Genomic DNA, 13795 nt, shown 5'->3' with positions numbered 1-13795 from the left:
CAACCCGATGGCCTCAGCGATGCTCGATCTGGAACCGCCGCTTTGGAGCGAGGAACCGGCCAGCCGGCCCGACCGAGCCCGCATCCGCGCCAGGATCGGCGGCCTGCACTGCTCGCTCTGCACAGGCACCATCGAGAAGGCGCTCGGCAGCCAGCGCGGCGTCGACCACGTCGCCGTCAGCCTGACGCACGAGCAGGCGCTCGTCGAGTACGATCCGGCCGTCGCCCGCCCTGCGGCGTTGCTCGGGATCCTGCGCGACATCGGCTACACGATCTCGGACCCGCGTAAGGTCCGGCCCTACGAGGAGGAGGAGCAGGACCTCGTCCGTGAGAGCCGCCGCTTCGTAGTCGCGGTCTCCCTGAGCGTCGCCTCCATCCCCATCATCGCGGATCCGACACTCGGCTGGATCGGCTACCTGCCCGCTCTGGTTTGCATCAGCCTCGGCGCGATGGTGTTCCTCGTCCTGAAGAAGACGAGCCTCGTGGCTGCCGTCGCCAGCACCGCCGGATTGACCGCGCTGGCGCTGGGCCTGCTCTACCTGAACCTGCAGGGCTACCTCACTAGGTCTGCACCCTGGCTCGTCGCGGCGCTAGCCGTGATCCTCGTCTTCGGGGTCGGGCGCCACATCCTGCACATGGCCTTCCAGGCCCTGCGCCGGGGCATCCTCAATCAGCATGCCCTGCTGGAGATCGGCGCCTTCGCGGGCATGGCCGGCGGCGTGATCGGGCTCGTACTCGACCAGCCGGGCTACCCGACGGCCCCGTTCTTCGCTGTCACGGTGATGGTCGTGACCTACCACATCTTTTCGGAGTGGCTGTCGCTCATCGTCAAGACGCGCAGCTCGCAAGCCGTCAAGCGCCTCCTGGACCTACAACCCGAGACTGCCCGCGTGGTCCGAGACGGCCTGGAGCAGAACCTTCCGCTGGAAGCGGTGACGGTTGGCGACCTCGTCCGCATCCGCCCCGGGGAGCGTGTACCCGTCGACGGCACAGTTGCCTCTGGGCGCTCCGCCGTCGACCAGGCCCTCGTGACCGGCGAGCCCATCCCGGTCGAACGCACCGAAGGCGACGCTGTCATCGGCGGCTCGATCAACGGCACCGGCACCCTGCTGGTTCGCGTGACGGCGGTCGGGGCCGGGAGCTTCCTGCAGAAGGTCATCCGCGAGGTCGAGGACGCCCGCGCCCTCAAGCCCGGCCTGCTCCATCTCGTCGACCGGGTGCTGCAGGTCTACACCCCGGCCGTGCTCATGGTGGCCGCACTCGCCTTCACGGGTTGGCTTACCGGCACCTGGCTCCTCGGTGGTGAGGCAGACATCGCGCGGGCCGTGTTCGCGGGCCTCAGCGTCCTGGTGATGGGATACCCGTGCGCGGTCGGCATCTCGGCCCCGCTCTCCATCGTGCGGGGTGCCGGAGAGGCCGCTGGGCACGGCATCCTGATGCGGACGGGCGAGGCCTTCCAGGGCTACCGCCTCGTCGACACCATCGTGCTCGACAAGACCGGGACCCTAACCCAGGGCCGGCCCGTGGTTCGCGAGGTTGAGGCGTTTGCAGGCACCGAGGCCGAGCTCGTGGCCCTCGCCGCCGCGGCCGAAGCCTCCTCCGAGCACCCGTTAGCCCAAGCCGTGGTCAAGGCCGCCTTTGGGCACGGTGCCGTGCCTCCGGAGGTCGACGCGTTCGAGGCTATTCCGGGCAAGGGGGTCGTAGCCCGGATCGGGGATGGCGACGTGCTGGTCGGCAGCCCCGCCTTCCTTTCCGGCGAAGGTATCGACCTCTCGTTCGCCCGGCTCCGCATCGGTGCCCTGGAAGAGGCTGGGCGCACCGTCATCGTGGTGGGACGCGGCGGGCGCCTACTCGGCCTGCTTGCCCTCGACGACAGGCTACGCGCCGATGCCGTGCAGGCCATCGCGGCCCTGCGCAAGGAGAGCCTGCGGACGGTTCTCCTCACCGGAGACAACGAGCGGGCCGCACGTCGGATCGCCGCAGAAGCGGGCATCGACGAGGTCCATGCCGGGGTGCTGCCCGACGGCAAGGCCGAGATCGTTCGTGGGTTCCAGGTCTTGGGCAAGGTCGCGATGGTCGGCGACGGCATCAACGACGCCCCTGCGCTGATGCAGGCCAACGTCGGCATCGCCATGGGCGGCGGCACGGAGATCGCCATCGAGGCCGCCGACATCATCATCCTGTCGAACCGCCTTGCAGCCCTACCGGTCGCTCGCCGGATCAGCCGCCGCAGCTACGCCAAGATGCTCCAGAACGTCTGGCTGGCCTTCGCCTTCAACGGGATCGGCATCCCGGTGGCCGCCACCGGCCTGGTCAACCCGATCTGGGCGATGGTCGCCATGGCTGTCAGCGTCACCGCGATCTTCCTCAACTCGCTTTGGGGACAACCGGGCCTCTTCCTCGGCGCGATCATGAACGTCGGTCACGTGCCCGAGGCGTCACGCAGCAACCTGACCTGAGAGGAGCTCACTCGATGAAAAACCAGCGTTCGGGCGTGGCCGCTGCGCTCTCCGCCGCCTTGATGTCGCTCGTGACGGCAAACCTGGCGCAAGCCGTCGAGGATCCGCCGCCCATGTCGGTGCGGGCCACCGGCCTAAAGGTCGCGACCATCCCGGTCGAAGGAATGGTCTGCCTTTCCTGTGCCGCCTCCATCAAGAAGGCCGTCAGGAAGGTCGACGGGGTCACCGACGCCGAGATCGACTTCGTCCACCGTTCGCTCCGCGTAACCTACGCGTCCGGAAAGGTCTTTCTCCTCGGCCGGGTGAGCACCGCCATCGTCGGCCTCGGCTATAAGCCCGGCACTCCGGTTCTCGAACCGTGACGCTCGAAGGACTGATCCAGCCGCTCGCGTCCGGCGTTGGCGGACCCGCGGCGCTGTGGGTCACCTTCCTGGCGGGGCTCCTGGCCAGCGCGGTCTGCCCCTGCACGCTACCGGTGGGGCTCGGCCTCGCCAGCGTGGCGAGCGCCTCCGAGGCCGGATCGCGACGCTCAGGGCTTCAGGTCGCCGGAGCCTTCTTCGCCGGAATCGTCCTGAGCCTCGCCGTTCTCGGAGCGGTGGCGGGCCATCTCGGCGCCCTGGCCACCGAGGCGTTCGGCAGGGGTTGGGCCCTCTTCATGGCCCTCCTCTCGTTCGCGTCGGCGCTGCTGGCGTTCCTGTGGCCCCGGATGCGCATCGACGGTCTCACCGCCTGGCGCCGGCCCGGCCTCTTCGGCGCCTTCGCCTACGGGCTGGTGTTCAGCGTCGGCACCTCGGTGGCGCCCCTGCTTCTCCTGCTTACGGTCGCCGCGTCTGACGGGGACCTGGGACGGGGCATCCTGCTCGCCTTCGTGTTCGGCCTCGGCCGGGGTCTGCCGTTCCTGGCCGCTGGGGTGGCCGGAGGGGCCGTCACGCGGCTGGCGCGCCTCGGCCTATGGGGCCGGACCCTGCAAATCTTCAGCGGCGGGGCCCTTCTCATGGTCGGCGCCTACTACGCCCAGGTCTACGCGGACCTTGTCTGAACCTTGGAAGTCATGATGAGCAACGACACGAACGCCCCTCTCACGGAGGTCACGCTGTCCGTGCCGGGCATGATGTGCGACGGCTGCGCCGAGAAGGTGCGGGACGCGCTCCTGGCCGTACCCGGCGTCCGGCAGGCGAAGTCCAGCGCCCGGCGCAAGCGTGCCTCCGTCCGCTTCGAGCCGTCCCGGGTCGGGCCTGCAGAGATCCGGTCGGCCCTCGCGGACAAAGGGTTCGAGAGCGAGGAGGCCCGGGCATGATGTCAGCGACACCCGACTTGCCGGATATCCAGCTGGAGCGCCTGCTTCGGCTGCTTGCGGCCGCCACCTTCGTCATCTTCTTCCAGGCGTTCATGGTCGCCCCGATCCTGCCGCAGCTCGGGGCGGCGTTCGGGACCTCGCCGGAGAGGGTCGGCCTGATCGTGCCGGCCTATCTGGTCCCGTACGGGGTGGCGACGCTGGTCTACGGCCTCCTGGCGGACCGCCTCGGCATCTGGCGCATCATGGCGGCCTCCCTGACGGCCTTCGCCGTACTGAGCGTCCTGACCACCACGGCTGGGTCCGTCGAGCAACTCGCGTTTTGGCGGGTACTGACCGGGCTCGGGGCGAGCGGCGTCGTTCCGCTGGCGCTCGTCCTCGTCGCCCGGCTTTTCCCCTACGAGCGACGCGGGCGCCCCCTCGGCTGGCTCTTCGGCGCCATGGCCGGCGGCATGGCCTTCGGATCGACCTTCGGCGCGCTGCTCGAACCCTATCTCGGATGGCGCGGCCTCTTCCTGGCCGTCGGGGCGGCAGGGGCGGCGATCCTGTTCGTTCTCATACCGGCCCGCGGAATCATCCCAGGCGCAACGTCGAACGCGGCAAGCCTCGGTATGTTGGTACGCGGGTATCGGGATCTTCTGGCTTCCTCACGCGGGCGGCGCACCTACGCCACCGTCCTGCTGAACTCGATGTTCCACTCCGGCGTGTTCACCTGGCTCGGGCTGTATTTCGAGCGACGCTACGGCCTAGGTCCAATGGGGGTCGGCCTCGCCCTCTTGGGTTACGGCATTCCTGGGCTCCTGCTCGGCCCGTTCATCGGCCGGATGGCGGATCGGCAGGGCCGCGGCCGCCTCCTGCCGCTTGGGCTCCTCCTGGGTTCGCTCGCGGCGGCGGCGCTGATCCTCGACGCGCCCCTGCTCCCGGCGGCGCTGGCGGTGACGGTCCTATCCCTCGGCTACGACATGACCCAGCCCCTCCTCGCCGGCATCGTCACGGCGTTCGGCGGCAAGCGCCCGGGGCAGGCCATGGGCCTGAACGTCTGTCTCCTCTTCGTCGGGTTTGGAGTGGGCAGCCTGCTCTTCGGCTGGGCGCTTCGCTACGACTTCGGGATTGCCCTGGCGCTGTTCGCGGCCGCGGAACTGGCGCTTGCCATCACCGCAATCCGGCTCTTCCGAGCAGAGACCCGGCCAGCCACGGAAGCCCGAGGATAACGTGTCTCCCTGCCTTACGCCCTTTAGAGCCTCTAACAAAACCGGGTTTGGCGCGTTGGGTGGAGATGGCGAGACCGCTCCTTCCCGATGGCCTGTGGGCCGAGATCGCACCGCTTCTGCCGCCTGAACGGGCCAAGCCGAAGGGCGGTCGGCCTCGAACCTCCGACCGCGCGGCACTGACGGGGATCCTCTTCGTGCTGCGCTCGGGCGCGCCGTGGGAGTTGCTGCCCCGGGAGATGGGCTGTGGCTCGGGGATGACCTGCTGGCGGCGCTTGCGGGATTGGCAGAAGGCCGGAGTGTGGGACCGTCTGCAGCACGCGCTTCTCGACCGGCTCGGTCGCCAGAACGGCATCGACTTTAGTCGAGCTTCCCTCGACAGCGCCTCGATTGCCGCCAAAAGGGGGGCCCGGCGACGGGCCCGAACCCGACCGATCGGGGCAAGCCGGGCACGAAGCGCCACATCCTCACCGATGCGAAGGGCATCCCCCTCGCTCTGAAGCTGACGGGGGCGAACGTCCATGACAGCCGAATGCTGGAGGCGGTCGTGGATGCCGTCCCGCCGATCCGCTCATGCTGGGGACCGCCGCGCAAGCGTCCCTTGAAGCTGCACGCCGACAAGGCCTACGACCACCGCCGCTGTCGTCAGGCGCTGACCCGCCGCCGCATCCAGCCCCGCATCGCCCGGCGCGGGATCGAGAGAAGCCAGCGGCTGGGACGTCGCAGGTGGGTCGTCGAGCGCACGCTGGCGTGGTTCGCCCAGTTCCGTCGCCTCGCCATCCGCTACGAGCGGCGGCACGACATCCATCTCGCCTTCTCCACGCTGGCCGCAGCCCTCATCGTCTGGCGCTTCATCGAACGATGGTTTTGTTAGGCGCTCTTAAATCCTGAACACGGGGTCGTGGCACGAAATGATAGGCAGGTGCAGAACGTTGTCGGCCCTGCTTCGATCTCGCGAGCGTTCGCAGACACGGGGCGGGGCGACGATGACGATGCGGGCCGACGTCTGCGGACCTCAACCAGAGCCGGGCGCACCCGCCGACCGACAAGAGAAAGGCCGTGACCGAGGCCTTGAGAACGTCGATGACGGTGTCCAGCGCAAAAGGCAGAATGTAATCGCCCGGAACCTATACCAACTCCAGATTTGTTGTCCTTCAGAATGCTGGAGGACCCGACATGAAAATCTATGATCTCGCGATCATCGGCACCGGCACGGCGGCCATGGTCGCGGCCATGCGTGTTCGTGGTGCAGGCTGGAATGTCGCCGTGATTGACCACAAGCCATTCGGCGGCACCTGCGCACTTCGGGGCTGCGACCCGAAGAAGATGCTCATCGCGGGAGCCGAGGTGATCGACGCCGCAGGGCGAATGCGCGGTCATGGCATCGTCGGAGATGTGCGGATCGACTGGCCTGACCTGATCGCCTTCAAGCGCACCTTCACAGATCCGGTGCCGGTGAAGAACGAGCACCGGTATGCCGACAAGGACATCGACACTTTCCACGGCGAGGCCCGGTTCACGGGCCGCACCACGCTCGATGTCGCCGGAACGGCGATCCAGGCACGGCACATCCTGATCGCGGCTGGGGCAGTGCCGGTGCCACTCGGCATTCCTGGCGAGGAGCATCTGGCGACGAGCGAGGAGTTCCTTGCTCTGGAGCACCTACCGTCTCGCATCGTCCTTGTCGGTGGCGGCTACATCGCGGCCGAGTTCGCGCGCATCGCGGCACGAGCCGGGGCACAAGTCACGGTGCTTCAGCGGGGAGAGCGGATGCTCCTGCAGTTCGACCCCGATCTCGTCGGTTGGCTCATGAAAGCGTTCGACGGGATGGGCGTCGATGTGCGCACCCGGACGACCGTCACGGCGATCCAGCGGGCTGGTGACATCTTCCGGGTCGAGGCATCCTCCGACGCGGGCCAGGAGACCTTCGAAGCCGATCTCGTCGTCCACGCAGCCGGGCGCAGGCCCGCGCTCGACAAGCTCAATCTGGCCACCGCCGATGTCACGGTCGAGCACGGACGGCTCAAGCTGAACGAGTACCTTCAGAGCGTCACGAACCCCGCGATCTACGCGGCCGGGGATGCCGCGCTGGTCGGGCCGCCGCTTACGCCCGTGTCGAGTCACGATGCGAAGGTCGCCGCCGCCAACCTGCTCGAAGGCAATCACGCGAAGCCGGACTACACGGGCGTGCCGAGTGTCGCCTTCACCTCGCCTCCCATCGCAGCGGTCGGCATGTCGGAAGCCGCAGCTCGGGAGAGCGGCCTGCGCGTCCGCATCAAGTCCGAGTTCACCTCGGGCTGGTTCACGGCGCGGCGCGAAGCCGAACGGGTCTACGGCTACAAGACGGTGGTCGAGGAAGGGACCGGGCGCATCCTGGGAGCCCATCTCGTTGGCCCGCACGTGGACGAGACCATCAACGTCTTCGCCCTGGCGATCCGGCATGGGCTGACGGCCGACGATCTGAAATCCACGATGTTCGCCTATCCAACCGGATCCTCAGATATCGGATACATGCTGTGACGCTCACCCCGAGTGATCGATCATGTCGAGCACAGGGCATTCGGGAGCCGCTTCACCCGAGCACTGGTCGATGGTCCTGGTCAGGAGCCGTTCGAGCCGGGTCAGGTCGGCGATCTTCGCACGCACCCGGTCGAGGTGATGCACCGCGATTTCCTGCACCTCGCAGCAGGACGCCTTGCCGGGCTGACGCAATTCAAGGAGCGCCCGAACCTCTTTGGGGTTGAGGCCGAGTTCGCGCGCACGCCGGATGAAGGCCAGGGTGCGCACATGCTCGGTATCGTAGGACCGATGCCCCCCTTCGGTGCGTGGGGGACGGGGGAGCAGGCCCACCTTCTCGAAGTACCGGATCGTCTCGATGTTGACGCCGGTGCGCTCCGAGAGCGCGCCGATAGTCAAGGAAGCAGGCCCTCGTGTCGCTGGTAGCGCACCCATCGAAATTTACCTTGAAGCTGTAGTTGGTACAGATGTTACGCCCTCTGCGGTTCGAGGGAAAGCCATGTTCGAAGCAATTAATCATGTCATCCAAGCAGCGCGCCGATTGGCCCCGACGGCCGCCCCTGACATCGCGTGTTTCGGCGCTCGGATGCTTCGCCTAGGAAGCCTCTATGCCGCTTTGGTCCTGACAGCCCCGGCGAGTGCGGAAGGCGTGAAGCTTTTCGAGGTTCCGACCCCGAATAGCTATCCAGAGAGTGTCGCCGTCGGACCCGGCGGCGCCATCTGGTTCACGGAGAAGCAAGGCAACAAGATCGGACGTCTCGCGCCCGACGGACAGTTGAACGAGTTTTTTATCCCCACGCAGGACAGCCGGCCTCAGGACATCGTTTTGGGTCCTGACGGGAACCTGTGGTTCACGGAGAACCGCGGCAACAAGATCGGGCGCATCTCGCCCGCGGGCGAAATCGCGGAGTTCCCGCTATCGGAACCTGCGAGCTATCCCTTCGGCATCGTGATGGGTTTCGATGGTGCCCTATGGTTCACCTTGTCCGGTACGAACCGGATCGGCCGGATCACGGTCGATGGTCAGGTTACCGAGTTTGGGCTCGGCAAGACGCTGACCCCTTACGGCATCACGGCCGGCCCCGACGGCAATCTCTGGTTCACGGGCTTCAACAGCAACACCATCGGCCGGATCACGCCGACCGGCCAAGTCTCGGAGTTCCCGCTCCCGACCCTCGACAGCGCGCCGCAGAATATCGTTGCCGGCCCCGACGGGAGCCTCTGGTTTACCGAAGCCGCCGTGGACGGCGTCGGTCGGATCACGACGGACGGCAAGGTGACCGAGCTCGCGCTGCCATCGTGCCTGCCTGGTTCTCCTTCGGAGGATGGCCGTCCCTCGCGTTGCACCAGCACGAAGTCTCCCTACGGCATCGCGTCGAGCAAGGACGCCCTGTGGGTGACGCAGCATTGCGGCGGAAGGCTCAGCCGCCTCACGCCAGACGGACACTTCAGCGAGGTCGGGCTGGACGGGCTGCGAGCCCCGAACGGGATTGTGGTCGATCAGGACGACACTGTCTGGTTTGCTCTCGCGCGCTCGAACGGCATCGGCCGCCACCGGCCCAAGAACGACGGGAAATGAGCGTTGTTTCCAGGTTCCTCACTGACTCGTTTCGGGCCCCCCCCCGCCCCGGGCATGAAAACTCGCGTCAGCCCAGATGGCCGAGAACTCGCATCAGAGAACAGATGTTGCATGTCCGGCCATTCTGAGATCCAGGCTCGCGAGGAAGGCTTGGCGCTCACTCCGCGGTCCGACGGCGCCGGGCTTCTTCCGGCCGTCGTCACCGACGCGGTGTCCGGAACCGTGCTGATGCTCGCCTGGATGAACGCCGAGGCGCTCGGCAGGACCATCGAGACGGGCGAGGCTTGGTTCTGGAGCCGGTCCCGGCAATGTCTCTGGCACAAGGGCGCAACGAGCGGGCAGGTCCAACGCATCCAGGAGATCCGGGTCGACTGCGACCAGGACACCATCTGGCTGAGGGTTCGGATGTCCGAACAGGCGGGCTGCTGCCACACCGGCCGTTCGAGCTGCTTCTACCGTCGCGTCGTGAGCGGGCCGATGCTCGCCCTCGACCCGGTCGCCCTCGGACGCCCTGCGGAACAGTCCTGAAGCTCTTCGGACGAGGGCGAGTGAGCTTCCGAAATTAGCTCTTGCACCTGTAGTTACTACAGGTCGTACACTCTCACGGTGAGGGAAACTCTGATGGACAAATTGGCTGGCACGGCTCCTCGCGGAAACGCGGTCGTACCGAGGAGCGAAGGGGGACAGAAGGGACAGAAGCTCGCGGTCGTCGGCGGTATCCTCGCTGCGCTCGGCGCCTCCTCGTGCTGCATCCTGCCGCTCGTGCTCTTCAGCCTCGGCGTGAGCGGGGCCTGGATCGGCAACCTGACCGCGCTCGCCCCCTACCAACCCTTCTTCATCGCCACGGCGGTCGCGTTTCTTGGTTTTGGCTTCTGGCGGGCCTACCGCCGACCCGCGACGTGTTCAGATGAAGGTTCTTGCGCGCGGCCAGGCTCCAGCCGGGTCGCCCGGATCGGGCTCTGGGTGGCCGCCGCGCTCATCCTCGCGGCTGTGACCTTCCCCTACACCGCGCCTCTGTTTCTCTGACCTTCACCGCCACGATCGAAGGAGACCACCCATGAAAACCTTGCTCCGTGCCACCTTCGCCGCATCGATCCTGATATCGGCCAGCGCTGCCTCCGCCGCTCCTCGCACGGCCATTCTCGACGTGCAGAACGTGAGTTGCGTGACCTGCGCGCCCATCGTCAAGAAGACGTTGTCACGTCTGACCGGCGTCACCCAGGTGGCAGTGGTCGAGCACGGCGGCGCGGCGACGGCGACCGTCACCTTCGACGACGACAAGATCACAGCCGAGGCGCTCTCCCAGGCAACCACCGGTGCCGGATACCCATCTTCGGTGAAGGAGGTGAGGAACGCGAGTGCGGACACCACGGGCAGCACCGCCCAGGCGCGCTGAGCGGTGGGGTAGCTTCGTCATGGAAGACCGCATCCTTGTACGAACCGGCATCGCCGGCGCCGTTGTGGCCGCGCTTTGCTGCGTGACGCCCTTCTTGGCGGTTGGTCTCGGTGCGGTCGGGCTCGCGGCCTGGGCTGCCAAGGCCGATTACGTCCTGATCCCAGTGCTCGTCGCCTCGGTCGGCTTGGTCGGGATCGGACTCTATCGACGAAACACATCAAAGAGCCCGGCGGCATCCGATTGCTGCGACGCGGACGATGACACACGAAAGCTGAAACCATGAGCGATTGCTGCAACACTCAGCGCGAGAGCGACGGCAAGGGCCGCTACGACCTCGTCGTCGTCGGCGCCGGGTCGGCTGGGTTCTCGGCCGCGATCACGGCGGCCGAGCAGGGCGCACAGGTCGCCCTCATCGGATACGGGACGATTGGCGGCAGCTGCGTGAACGTGGGCTGCGTCCCGTCGAAAGCCCTGATCCGGGCTGCGGAAGCCGTGCATCACGCCAACGCCGCCAGCACCCGCTTCGAAGGCGTCCAGGGTGAGGCGCGGGTGGTCGACTGGCGTGCACAGGTTGCCCAGAAAGATGCTTTGGTCGAGGGCCTGCGGCATGCGAAGTATGCCGACCTTCTGCCGGCCTACAACAACGTGGCCTACCACGAGGGCGAGGCGCGCCTGGTCGAAGGCGGGGTCGAGGCCGGTGGCCAACGTTTCTCCGCGGACCGCATCATCATCGCCACCGGTACACGCCCGGCCCTACCAGCCATATCGGGCATCGCGGAGGTGTCGGCTCTCGACAGCACGGCAGCTCTTGCGCTGACTCAGCTGCCGCGTTCGATGATCGTATTGGGCGGCGGTTACATCGGTGCGGAGCTTGCGCAGATGTTCGCACGGGTCGGGGTCGCGGTGACCCTTGTATTCCGCAGCCGGCTTCTGCCCGAGGCAGAGCCTGAGATTGGCGCGGCGCTCGCCGGCTACTTAGCGGAAGAAGGCATCACGGTCCTGGGCGACCTTGCCTACGAGGCCGTGCGCCGAACGGAGGAAGGCGTGAGCCTCACGGTCCGACGAAACGGACGCAGCGAGACGGTCACGGCCGAGCAAATCGTCGTCGCGACCGGGCGTTCGGCCAACACCGAGAGCCTCGGCCTCGCGGAAGCGGGTGTGGCCCAGACGCCGACGGGCGCCATCGTGGTCGATGACCGCATGCGCACCTCGAAGCTGGGCGTCTACGCGGCGGGTGACGTGACCGGCAAGGACCAGTTCGTCTACATGGCGGCCTACGGCGCGAAACTGGCCGCCAAGAACGCCCTCAACGGTGACAGCCTGCGCTACGACAACAGGGTGATGCCGGCCGTGGTGTTCACGGACCCGCAGGTCGGAAGCGTTGGGCTCACTGAAGCCCAGGCCCGTGCTGCCGGGCACGACGTTCGCACTTCGGTGCTCTCGCTCGACAATGTGCCGCGGGCGCTTGCGGCTCGTGACACGCGCGGTCTGATCAAGCTCGTCGCCGACCGGGGGACCCGCAAGCTTCTGGGAAGCCACATCGTAGCACCCGAGGGGGCCGACAGCATCCAGACCGCCGCAATGGCGATACGCGGTGGGCTCACGATCGACGATTTGGCCGAGACGATCTTTCCGTATTTGACCACGGTCGAGGGCCTGAAACTCGCGGCTCAGACCTTCGATCGGGACGTGAAGAGGCTTTCGTGTTGCGCCGGTTGATGCCGGGGCAAGACGCTTGCGCGGGCGACGGAGACGGAATGGTCGCAAAAGCGGAAGAGCTCGCGACCGAGATCAGGCCGGGCGTGGTGCGGCCGGACTGGTCCGCCGTGACAACCCCGGCCGCCCGCAATGCGCTGAGCGGGCGTATGTCGGCACGTGCTGGCCTGCTCGACAAGTGGTCGCACGCCCTGGATCCCGACGAGGATCTGGTGTGGCGGAATATTTTAAAGCGATACGCCACCATGGGCCGGCCTCCCCAAGCGGCGGACCTTGCCGGCGATACGGGCATCCCCAGTGACCGGGTCGGCGCATTGCTGCGCAAGCTGCAGTTGCGCGACCTTGTCGGCCTCGAAAACGAGTCCGATAAGATCCGGCACGCCTACCCGTTCACGGAAAGCGAAACCGGGCACCGGGTTGGTTTCGGTCGGCATGTTCTCAGCGCCCTTTGCGCGATCGACGCGCTTGGCGTTGGGGACATGTATCGGACGGACATCAGGGTCCAGGCGCAGTGCCGATCCTGCGGGGAGACGATCAGCGTCGTCACGACGGACCAAGGCCGCAAGCTGGGCAGCGTCGCTCCTGCCGGGGCGGTGATCTGGTACGACTTTGCCTACGGCGACAGCGCGGCCTCCTCTTGCTGCCCGTCGATCGCGTTCTTCTGCTCGGACGAGCATCTCCGTCGCTGGCTGGAAGGGCAGGAGCCGGCAAGGGCCGGAGTTCGGCTGAGCATGAACGAGGGGTTGGAACTCGGTCGCGCGATCTTTGCCCCGATCCTCAGGGAGCCCGTGTCCGCGCTGCCTTGAGAGCCTCGCCCTGCAGCGCGTCTCCGAGGGCGCCGACCTCTTTCCTGCTGAGGAGAAGAAACAGGTGCAAGGAGCCGGAACCGCGAACGAGCTTGAAGAAGGCCCGGTGCTCAGGCCTGCGTTTAACGAAGCCGGCTTGATCCCGGCAATCGCGACCGAGTGTCAGACCGGAGCCGTGCTCATGCTCGCCTGGATGAACGCGGACGCGTTGAACAGGACGATCCTGACCGGCGAAGCCTGGTACTGGAGCCGATCGCGCAAGTCTCTGTGGCACAAGGGCGAGACAAGCGGGCAGATCCAGCACGTCCAGGAGCCGTGGGTCGACTGCGACCAAGACACAATTCTGCTGAAGGTGAACGTCGGCGGCGATGGGTCCTGCTGCCATACGGGTCGGGCAAGCTGCTTTTACCGATTGCTGTCGAGTGGACCTGACGGACTGATCCTCCGAGTAGCCGGTACGGATGCGCGATGATGTCCCGAGCCAGCGCCGATCCCGCCCTGCCGGCCGATTGCTACTTCAAGGGACACCCGGGCGCGAAGCCGTCATCGCCCCATCACAGACATCGAGGAGAGACTTCGTGAGCGATAAGCCCGTCGCAGCTTTCGTAGCGTTTTTGTTCGTATTCCCTCTGACGGTGGTCTGTTGCGCAGGTCCTGCAGCGCTCGTGTCAGGCGTTGTCGCGACAGTAGCGTGGCTGAGCCAGTCGATGGTCTGGGATTGCCCCGGATCGGTGGACACCGAGAGCGCTTTCGCGTGAGGTGTGTTTGCCATGCCGAGAACCCGTCCCCCGTACCCGGCGGAGTTCCGCCGCCAGATGGTC

16 protein-coding genes are annotated in these 13795 nt (G+C 66.8%); 15 read left to right on the top strand and 1 reads right to left on the bottom strand.

Annotation, left to right across the window (positions count from 1 at the left end):
• The first annotated feature begins 7 nt into the window (after positions 1–7).
• The 7 genes from HPY23_RS24865 (at position 8) to HPY23_RS24835 (ending at position 7480) form a co-directional block, all read left to right on the top strand.
• Positions 8–2458, top strand: a complete 2451-nt coding sequence (locus tag HPY23_RS24865) for a heavy metal translocating P-type ATPase (protein ID WP_099957664.1) — start codon at positions 8–10, stop codon at positions 2456–2458.
• Positions 2459–2472: 14 nt separating this feature from the next.
• Positions 2473–2820 carry a heavy-metal-associated domain-containing protein gene (locus HPY23_RS24860; protein WP_099957663.1) on the top strand — a complete coding sequence of 116 codons (348 nt, stop codon included), beginning with the start codon at positions 2473–2475 and terminating at the stop codon, positions 2818–2820.
• Positions 2817–3497, top strand: a complete 681-nt coding sequence (locus HPY23_RS24855; RefSeq protein WP_052517025.1) for a cytochrome c biogenesis CcdA family protein — start codon at positions 2817–2819, stop codon at positions 3495–3497. Before HPY23_RS24860 ends, HPY23_RS24855 begins: the two co-directional genes overlap by 4 nt.
• A gap of 15 nt (positions 3498–3512) precedes the next feature.
• Positions 3513–3755 carry a heavy-metal-associated domain-containing protein gene (locus tag HPY23_RS24850; RefSeq protein WP_043075330.1) on the top strand — a complete coding sequence of 81 codons (243 nt, stop codon included), beginning with the start codon at positions 3513–3515 and terminating at the stop codon, positions 3753–3755.
• The gene (locus tag HPY23_RS24845; protein WP_043075322.1) at positions 3752–4963 is read left to right on the top strand and encodes an MFS transporter; all 1212 of its coding nucleotides are present in this window, start codon (positions 3752–3754) and stop codon (positions 4961–4963) included. Before HPY23_RS24850 ends, HPY23_RS24845 begins: the two co-directional genes overlap by 4 nt.
• A 65-nt stretch (positions 4964–5028) precedes the next feature.
• A protein-coding gene (locus HPY23_RS24840; RefSeq protein WP_099957662.1) for an IS5 family transposase occupies positions 5029–5834 on the top strand; the annotation gives its coding sequence in 2 pieces (ribosomal slippage) (positions 5029–5359 and positions 5359–5834; 807 coding nt in all).
• A gap of 302 nt (positions 5835–6136) precedes the next feature.
• Positions 6137–7480, top strand: a complete 1344-nt coding sequence (locus tag HPY23_RS24835) for a dihydrolipoyl dehydrogenase family protein (protein WP_043075323.1) — start codon at positions 6137–6139, stop codon at positions 7478–7480.
• Between the two features lie 3 nt (positions 7481–7483).
• Here HPY23_RS24835 and HPY23_RS24830 read toward each other — a convergent pair whose 3' ends face one another.
• Positions 7484–7912, bottom strand: a complete 429-nt coding sequence (locus tag HPY23_RS24830; RefSeq protein ID WP_043075324.1) for a MerR family transcriptional regulator — start codon at positions 7910–7912, stop codon at positions 7484–7486.
• Positions 7913–8126: 214 nt separating this feature from the next.
• Here HPY23_RS24830 and HPY23_RS24825 point away from each other — a divergent pair, with 214 nt between their 5' ends.
• The 8 genes from HPY23_RS24825 to hisI (HPY23_RS24790) all read left to right on the top strand — a co-directional run bounded on the left by HPY23_RS24825 (position 8127) and on the right by hisI (HPY23_RS24790) (position 13446).
• Positions 8127–9056 carry a Vgb family protein gene (locus tag HPY23_RS24825; protein WP_099957661.1) on the top strand — a complete coding sequence of 310 codons (930 nt, stop codon included), beginning with the start codon at positions 8127–8129 and terminating at the stop codon, positions 9054–9056.
• Positions 9057–9167: 111 nt separating this feature from the next.
• Positions 9168–9584, top strand: a complete 417-nt coding sequence (gene hisI / locus HPY23_RS24820) for a phosphoribosyl-AMP cyclohydrolase (RefSeq protein ID WP_043075325.1) — start codon at positions 9168–9170, stop codon at positions 9582–9584.
• Positions 9585–9677: 93 nt separating this feature from the next.
• On the top strand, positions 9678–10082 hold the full coding sequence (locus HPY23_RS24815) for a mercuric transporter MerT family protein (protein WP_043075326.1): 405 nt from the start codon (positions 9678–9680) through the stop codon (positions 10080–10082).
• Positions 10083–10113: 31 nt separating this feature from the next.
• A complete protein-coding gene (locus HPY23_RS24810; RefSeq protein ID WP_043075327.1) occupies positions 10114–10452 on the top strand; it encodes a cation transporter in 339 nt (112 codons plus the stop codon).
• A 19-nt stretch (positions 10453–10471) separates the two neighbouring features.
• On the top strand, positions 10472–10735 hold the full coding sequence (gene merF / locus HPY23_RS24805) for a mercury resistance system transport protein MerF (RefSeq protein ID WP_099957659.1): 264 nt from the start codon (positions 10472–10474) through the stop codon (positions 10733–10735).
• Positions 10732–12171 (top strand): mercury(II) reductase, encoded by a 1440-nt coding sequence (gene merA / locus HPY23_RS24800; protein ID WP_099957658.1) that lies wholly within the window; start codon positions 10732–10734, stop codon positions 12169–12171. Before merF ends, merA begins: the two co-directional genes overlap by 4 nt.
• A gap of 38 nt (positions 12172–12209) precedes the next feature.
• Positions 12210–12974, top strand: coding sequence for an organomercurial lyase (gene merB, locus HPY23_RS24795; protein ID WP_043075381.1), 765 nt, complete (start codon positions 12210–12212; stop codon positions 12972–12974).
• Positions 12975–13038: 64 nt separating this feature from the next.
• Entirely contained in the window at positions 13039–13446 is a 408-nt protein-coding gene (hisI, locus tag HPY23_RS24790; RefSeq protein WP_099957656.1) for a phosphoribosyl-AMP cyclohydrolase, read from the top strand.
• The last annotated feature ends 349 nt before the right edge of the window (positions 13447–13795 follow it).

Origin of the sequence: Methylobacterium ajmalii (assembly GCF_016613415.1) — a bacterium.
GTDB classification, from domain to species: Bacteria; Pseudomonadota; Alphaproteobacteria; order Rhizobiales; family Beijerinckiaceae; genus Methylobacterium; species Methylobacterium ajmalii.
This window is presented reverse-complemented; position numbering and strand designations above follow the sequence as displayed.

Excerpts from the sequence above, each read along its gene's own strand:
- HPY23_RS24845 (WP_043075322.1), top strand. The coding sequence starts at position 3,752 with ATGATGTCAGCGACACCCGACTTGCCGGATATCCAGCTGGAGCGCCTG.
- HPY23_RS24860 (WP_099957663.1), top strand. The coding sequence starts at position 2,473 with ATGAAAAACCAGCGTTCGGGCGTGGCCGCTGCGCTCTCCGCCGCCTTG.
- HPY23_RS24835 (WP_043075323.1), top strand. The coding sequence starts at position 6,137 with ATGAAAATCTATGATCTCGCGATCATCGGCACCGGCACGGCGGCCATG.
- HPY23_RS24810 (WP_043075327.1), top strand. The coding sequence starts at position 10,114 with ATGAAAACCTTGCTCCGTGCCACCTTCGCCGCATCGATCCTGATATCG.
- merF (WP_099957659.1), top strand. The coding sequence starts at position 10,472 with ATGGAAGACCGCATCCTTGTACGAACCGGCATCGCCGGCGCCGTTGTG.
- merB (WP_043075381.1), top strand. The coding sequence starts at position 12,210 with ATGGTCGCAAAAGCGGAAGAGCTCGCGACCGAGATCAGGCCGGGCGTG.
- HPY23_RS24815 (WP_043075326.1), top strand. The coding sequence starts at position 9,678 with ATGGACAAATTGGCTGGCACGGCTCCTCGCGGAAACGCGGTCGTACCG.
- hisI (WP_043075325.1), top strand. The coding sequence starts at position 9,168 with ATGTCCGGCCATTCTGAGATCCAGGCTCGCGAGGAAGGCTTGGCGCTC.
- HPY23_RS24865 (WP_099957664.1), top strand. The coding sequence starts at position 8 with ATGGCCTCAGCGATGCTCGATCTGGAACCGCCGCTTTGGAGCGAGGAA.
- HPY23_RS24850 (WP_043075330.1), top strand. The coding sequence starts at position 3,513 with ATGAGCAACGACACGAACGCCCCTCTCACGGAGGTCACGCTGTCCGTG.
- HPY23_RS24830 (WP_043075324.1), bottom strand. The coding sequence starts at position 7,912 with ATGGGTGCGCTACCAGCGACACGAGGGCCTGCTTCCTTGACTATCGGC.
- merA (WP_099957658.1), top strand. The coding sequence starts at position 10,732 with ATGAGCGATTGCTGCAACACTCAGCGCGAGAGCGACGGCAAGGGCCGC.